Here is a 4,702-nt window from a genome sequence, read left to right as displayed (position 1 = left end):
CGGCGCGGCAGCCGCCCCTCGCCGTAGATGAGCACGTGCCGGCCCGAGTCGAGCGCGGCCACGGCGTCGTCGAGGGCGTCGGCGGCGCGGGCGGTCCTGCGGTGCACGGGGACGTGACCGCCGCGTTCCAGCAGGTGGCGCAGCCCGGGCACCCGCCACAGACCCGCCGTGGCCAGGATGACGGGGTCGATGTCGAGGCGGTGCAGGGCGGCGAGCACCACACCGGGGTCCACGAGCGACGTGTGGTTGGCGAGCAGGATGCTCGGGCCCGGGGGAGTGTCGAGTTCGGCCGAGACCGTCAGGTGGCCGAGAAGGGGGACGACGGCGGCGGCGACACGGCTGAGCACGGGACTCCTCGGGCTGGAACGGCGGTGGCGAGATCATCTTGTGTGCCCGGAGCCCCGACGGCCTGAGTGCGCGTACTCATCTCCACCGGTGATGTCACCCCCGCACGCGGAGGTGACATCACCGGCCGCCGGTGCCGCCCGCTCAGAGTCCCTGGGCCCGTGTCACCTGCACGATGAGCGCGACCAGGAGCAGCGCGCACATCGCGCCGAAGAGCATCGCCCCGAACACCACGAGGGCGCCTGCCGCCGCCAGCGGTCCGAGGGCGGTGACGCGCGTCCTGAGGTCCATCTCCTTGACCACCTGCACGATCTGCGTCACGTCCGGCCCAGCCGAGGAGCGTTCCTCGACGTCGACGTCGATGAGGGCGGTGTGGCAGGACAGCGACGGGGACGGGCCGTCGACGAGGAGGGAGAACGTGAGGGTCTGGCCGGCGGCTATCAGTCCCGGGCCGATGAGGACAGCGTCACCCGACACCGAGGCCTGCGGCAGGGCCCGGCCGGCCGGCCGCGATTCGGAGTTGATCATCTCCACGATGGGTGCGCCGACGGCCAGCCTGATCGGCCGGCCGTTGTCGTACGCGCTGCTCGGCACGTCCTGGCGCCCGATGTTGGAAAGAGTGAGGCGCAGGAGGCGGGGGTCGGCCAGCGGTGTGCCGTTCCGGACGACCTGCAGGCTGCTCCGCACCGACGTCGTGGCGTTGAGAAGGCGACCCGCGTGGGACATGTGCACGGTCAGGCTCCCTCGTCGGCGCCCTGCCGCGCGCAGCGTCGCCCACACCGTGGCAGCGGCGGCCAGGGCCGCCGTCACCACCGCGCCTGCGGACCAGAAGACGCCGGAGGTGTACCACTCGCTGGCGTAGTGACTCATGCCCGACATCCAACCGACTTCTCCCCGGCGACGTGACCGGATCGACCTCATCGGTGGCGACTTGGGGCTCCCGCCGACCGGGGGACGCGCGCGGCGCCGAAGGGGCGCAGCCGCTGACGGTGGCACCGCGCCCGCTGCCGCGGGGTGCGCACCGGCGATGCCTGAGGGAACTCCGCCGTGCGAGTCGCCCCGTTCCGCCCGGATGCGCCGACCGGTACACCCGCAGATACTCGAAAAGTCATGATTCGTACCTTTTTGGCATGGCTGATGAGGTACGGAAATCAATCAGAAGGAGTTCTGTGATGGTGGTCAAGTGGCTGAGTGACAGCGGCGTGCGCAGTGAACACGCCTACACCGCTGCCTTCGTGTCCATCGGGCTCTCGGTGCTCTCCTGGGGTGCCTCGGTCAAGGCCGAGGGCACGTCCCGGGCCGACCGGTGGGGCATCTTCGTCGGTGAGTGGGCGCCGACCTTCTTCGGCCTGGGGCTGGCCCTGAAGCACTACGAGAACGACTGACCGATCCTGTCCCACCCCACCGCCCCACTCCGCCCCGCCCCGGGCCCTGAAGCGGAGTGGGGCGGCCCGCTGTCCGCCGACCGTGCCGCCACTCCATGGGCGGTGGTGTGCGCCGATCAAGTGAGTTTCCGCTCCTCGACGCCCCCCGCGCCGTGGACGTGGTTAGGCAGCCGAAGCGCCGGGTACCACGCGCCGTCATGCGCGCACTGCTGATCAACTGCACCCTGAAGCCCTCGCCCCAGCCCTCGAACACCGAGGCACTCGCCGAAGTCGTCATGGAGGAACTGCGACGGCGCGGCAGCACGGTGGAGTCCGTGCGTGCCGTGGACCTGGACATCCGCCCCGGCGTGGAGACGGACATGGGCGACGGTGACGCGTGGCCCTCTGTCCACGCCGAACTGCTGGCCTCCGAGATCCTCGTCATCGCCTCGCCCACCTGGCTGGGCCGGCCGTCGTCCGTCGCCCAACGGGTGCTGGAACGCATGGACGCGATGCTGAGCGAGACCGACGACGAAGGCCGGCCGGTGGCGTTCAACCGGGTGGCCGGAGTGGTCGTGACCGGCAACGAGGACGGCGCCCACCACGTCATCAGCGAGATCGGTGGCGCGCTCGGCGACATCGGCTACACCATTCCCGGCCAGGCGTGGACGTACTGGCACCTGGGGCCCGGCCCCGGCCCGGACTACCTCGACGAGGAGCGCGGTCGGGAGTGGGCGCACTCCACCGGCCGCGCCATGGCGGCCAACCTCCACGGCGTCGCCGTGGCCCTGCGCGAGAACCCCCTGCCGCCGCCCCCCAGCTGAACCCGGCGTTCCCCCCGGCCGGCCGTCACGCGCCCTCGGGGGCGACGGGCGGGAGCGCCGTCCGAGGAGTGACGGACGAGCACCGGCCCCGGAGGCGAGCAAGGTCGCGACAGGAAGAACCGGGACGGTGACGGAGGACGTCCTCCACAGCGCAAGGAAGATCATCGCGCTCGGGAGGCCCTCATGACCGCCACTCGCCACCTCTGGCTCGCTCGTCACGGTGAGGCCACCGAGGACGAGCACGCCCTCTCCGAGCGGGGCCGCCGTCAGGCGGAGCTGCTCGGGGAGCGGTTCAGCCGCGTTCCGCTCTCGGCCGTCCATCACGGACCGCTGCACCGCGCCGCCGAGACCGCACGACTGGTCGGCGGCCGGCTGCCCGGCGTACCGCTGCACGAGTGCGAAGCGGCCGGGGACTACCTGCCCCACATACCCGCCCCGGATGAGTTGCCGTTCGCCTCGGCCGACGCCACGTTGCGCCGCTTGGCGGCGTTTCCGGCCCGGGAGCGCGAGCAGGGCCCCGCACTGGCCGGGGAGGCGCTCGCCCGGTTCTCCGGACCCGTGGAGGGCGACGAGCCGCGCCACGAACTCGTCATCACACACAACTTCCTCATCGGCTGGATGGTGCGGGCGGCCCTCCACGCGCCGACGTGGCGGTGGATCGGGCTCAACCACGGCAACGCCTCGCTCACGCTCATCCGCTACGAGCCCGACCGGCCGGCCTCGTTGGTCCTTCTCAACGACATGGGCCATCTCCCCGAGGACCTGCGCTGGACGGGTTTCAGCGCCGCCGCGCGCCCCTGACCGCCGCACCTCGCTCGCCGCCGCGGCCCGAACGCGTCCCGGCTCGGCCGTCGCCTCCCTGTGCCCGCCACCGCCGCATGGGACGGCACGGGAGGGGAAACCGGTGGCGCATGGTTGTGAGCAAGAGGTACGCGGTCGCCGCCTCCGGCCAGTGGACGGACGAGGAGGAGGGACGTACCCGGTTGCCGGCCGGCGAGGTCCACGCGTGGGAGCGGGGAACGAACCAGACCGTGTGCGGCCTGTCGCTTCACCGGTCCCGACTGGCACGCTTCCCGCACGTCGCCTGGCCGGACACGTTTCCCGAGTCGGGCGGCGCCGCCGACCGTGTCCAGCGGATCTGCCGGCGCTGCGCGTCCGTGGCGGGGCGCCGCGGGAGCGACGCCCGGCCCCGATGGCACCGCACCGACCCACGCCCCTGAGCCCCGCGCACGGTGGAAGCGGGACGTCTGGCGCGTGGGCTTCTGCCGGAGCAGCCGTTCCGGGCCGCGTCGGGCCGCGTCGGGCCGCTCCGGGCGGAAGCCCGCCGGAGGGAGGATCACCGCACGGAAGGCGCCGGTCGGCGGAAGAGCCTCACCCGGCGGCGGGCGTCACCGCGCGGAGGGTGTCACTGGGCGCCGAACTTCTGCGTCCACCAGGGGCCGCCGGAGCCCTGGTGGACACCGATGCCGACCTCCTTGAAGGCGCAGTTGAGGATGTTCGCCCGGTGGCCCGGACTGTCCATCCAGCCCTGCATGACCTGCGCGGGGGTCTGCTGGCCGCGGGCGATGTTCTCGCCGTAGGTGCTCCAGCGGTAGCCGGCGGCGGTGATGCGCTCGCCCGGCCCGGAGCCGTCGGGTGACGTGTGGGAGAAGTAGTCGCGGGCCGCCATGTCCTGCGAGTGCTTCAGCGCCGCGGAGGCCAGCCTGCTGTTGGACCGCACCGCGCCGCAGCCGTTCTGGGCGCGCTCCCGGTTGAGGATGGCGATGACCTGCTGCGCGGTGCCTCCCGTGGCGGCCTGCGGCGGGGCGGGGCGCTTCTCGACATCGGGGGCCGGCGGGGCCGGCTTCGGCGGGGCTTTCGGTGTGGTCGGCGCGGCGGAGCTGGGGGTCGGCTTCGCCTTGGGCTTCGCGGAGGTCACCGAGGGGCTGGGGGAGGGGGAGGAGGAGGCGGACGGGGAGGCCGACTCGTCGGACGCGGACGGCGAGGGAGCGGGCTCGGACACCGACGTCTCGGGCGCCGGTTCCGCGGCGGCCGGACTGACGGTGGTGCTCTCGTCGGGGGAGTCCAGCAGCATGCGTCCGGCTCCGATCGCCGTGACGACGGTCGCGGCGGCTGCCACCGCGGTGATCACACGGCGGCGTCGCCGCCCGCGGTGGGCCTTGCCGTGCC

7 protein-coding genes are annotated in these 4,702 nt (G+C 73.0%); 4 read left to right on the top strand and 3 right to left on the bottom strand.

The genetic code is table 11. The annotated features are described in order from the left end of the window. Positions 1–347 (bottom strand): 1-acyl-sn-glycerol-3-phosphate acyltransferase (locus ACYVE9_RS16190; RefSeq protein ID WP_461028562.1); only part of this gene is annotated, 347 nt, incomplete at its 3' end. Between the two features lie 142 nt (positions 348–489). Beyond that, a complete protein-coding gene (locus tag ACYVE9_RS16185; protein ID WP_461028561.1) occupies positions 490–1,215 on the bottom strand; it encodes a hypothetical protein in 726 nt (241 codons plus the stop codon). Positions 1,216–1,517: 302 nt separating this feature from the next. On the opposite strand from ACYVE9_RS16185, the gene ACYVE9_RS16180 reads away from it, so the two are divergent. The 4 genes from ACYVE9_RS16180 to ACYVE9_RS16165 all read left to right on the top strand — a co-directional run bounded on the left by ACYVE9_RS16180 (position 1,518) and on the right by ACYVE9_RS16165 (position 3,753). Beyond that, on the top strand, positions 1,518–1,730 hold the full coding sequence (locus ACYVE9_RS16180) for a hypothetical protein (protein ID WP_461028560.1): 213 nt from the start codon (positions 1,518–1,520) through the stop codon (positions 1,728–1,730). Between the two features lie 197 nt (positions 1,731–1,927). Further along, positions 1,928–2,533, top strand: a complete 606-nt coding sequence (locus tag ACYVE9_RS16175) for a flavodoxin family protein (protein ID WP_461028559.1) — start codon at positions 1,928–1,930, stop codon at positions 2,531–2,533. Between the two features lie 183 nt (positions 2,534–2,716). Continuing rightward, entirely contained in the window at positions 2,717–3,334 is a 618-nt protein-coding gene (locus ACYVE9_RS16170; RefSeq protein WP_461028558.1) for a histidine phosphatase family protein, read from the top strand. A 110-nt stretch (positions 3,335–3,444) separates the two neighbouring features. Further along, a complete protein-coding gene (locus ACYVE9_RS16165) occupies positions 3,445–3,753 on the top strand; it encodes a hypothetical protein (RefSeq protein ID WP_461028557.1) in 309 nt (102 codons plus the stop codon). Positions 3,754–3,938: 185 nt separating this feature from the next. Here ACYVE9_RS16165 and ACYVE9_RS16160 read toward each other — a convergent pair. After that, positions 3,939–4,702: CAP domain-containing protein (locus ACYVE9_RS16160; RefSeq protein WP_461028556.1), on the bottom strand; the 764-nt coding region annotated here is incomplete at its 5' end.

The sequence above is a fragment of the Streptomyces sparsus genome, from assembly GCF_054776295.1.
This window is presented reverse-complemented; position numbering and strand designations above follow the sequence as displayed.

Bases quoted from the DNA above. Each gene is read 5' to 3' on its own strand.
- ACYVE9_RS16170 (WP_461028558.1), top strand. From the start codon at position 2,717: ATGACCGCCACTCGCCACCTCTGGCTCGCTCGTCACGGTGAGGCCACC.
- ACYVE9_RS16175 (WP_461028559.1), top strand. From the start codon at position 1,928: ATGCGCGCACTGCTGATCAACTGCACCCTGAAGCCCTCGCCCCAGCCC.
- ACYVE9_RS16180 (WP_461028560.1), top strand. From the start codon at position 1,518: ATGGTGGTCAAGTGGCTGAGTGACAGCGGCGTGCGCAGTGAACACGCC.
- ACYVE9_RS16185 (WP_461028561.1), bottom strand. From the start codon at position 1,215: ATGAGTCACTACGCCAGCGAGTGGTACACCTCCGGCGTCTTCTGGTCC.
- ACYVE9_RS16165 (WP_461028557.1), top strand. From the start codon at position 3,445: ATGGTTGTGAGCAAGAGGTACGCGGTCGCCGCCTCCGGCCAGTGGACG.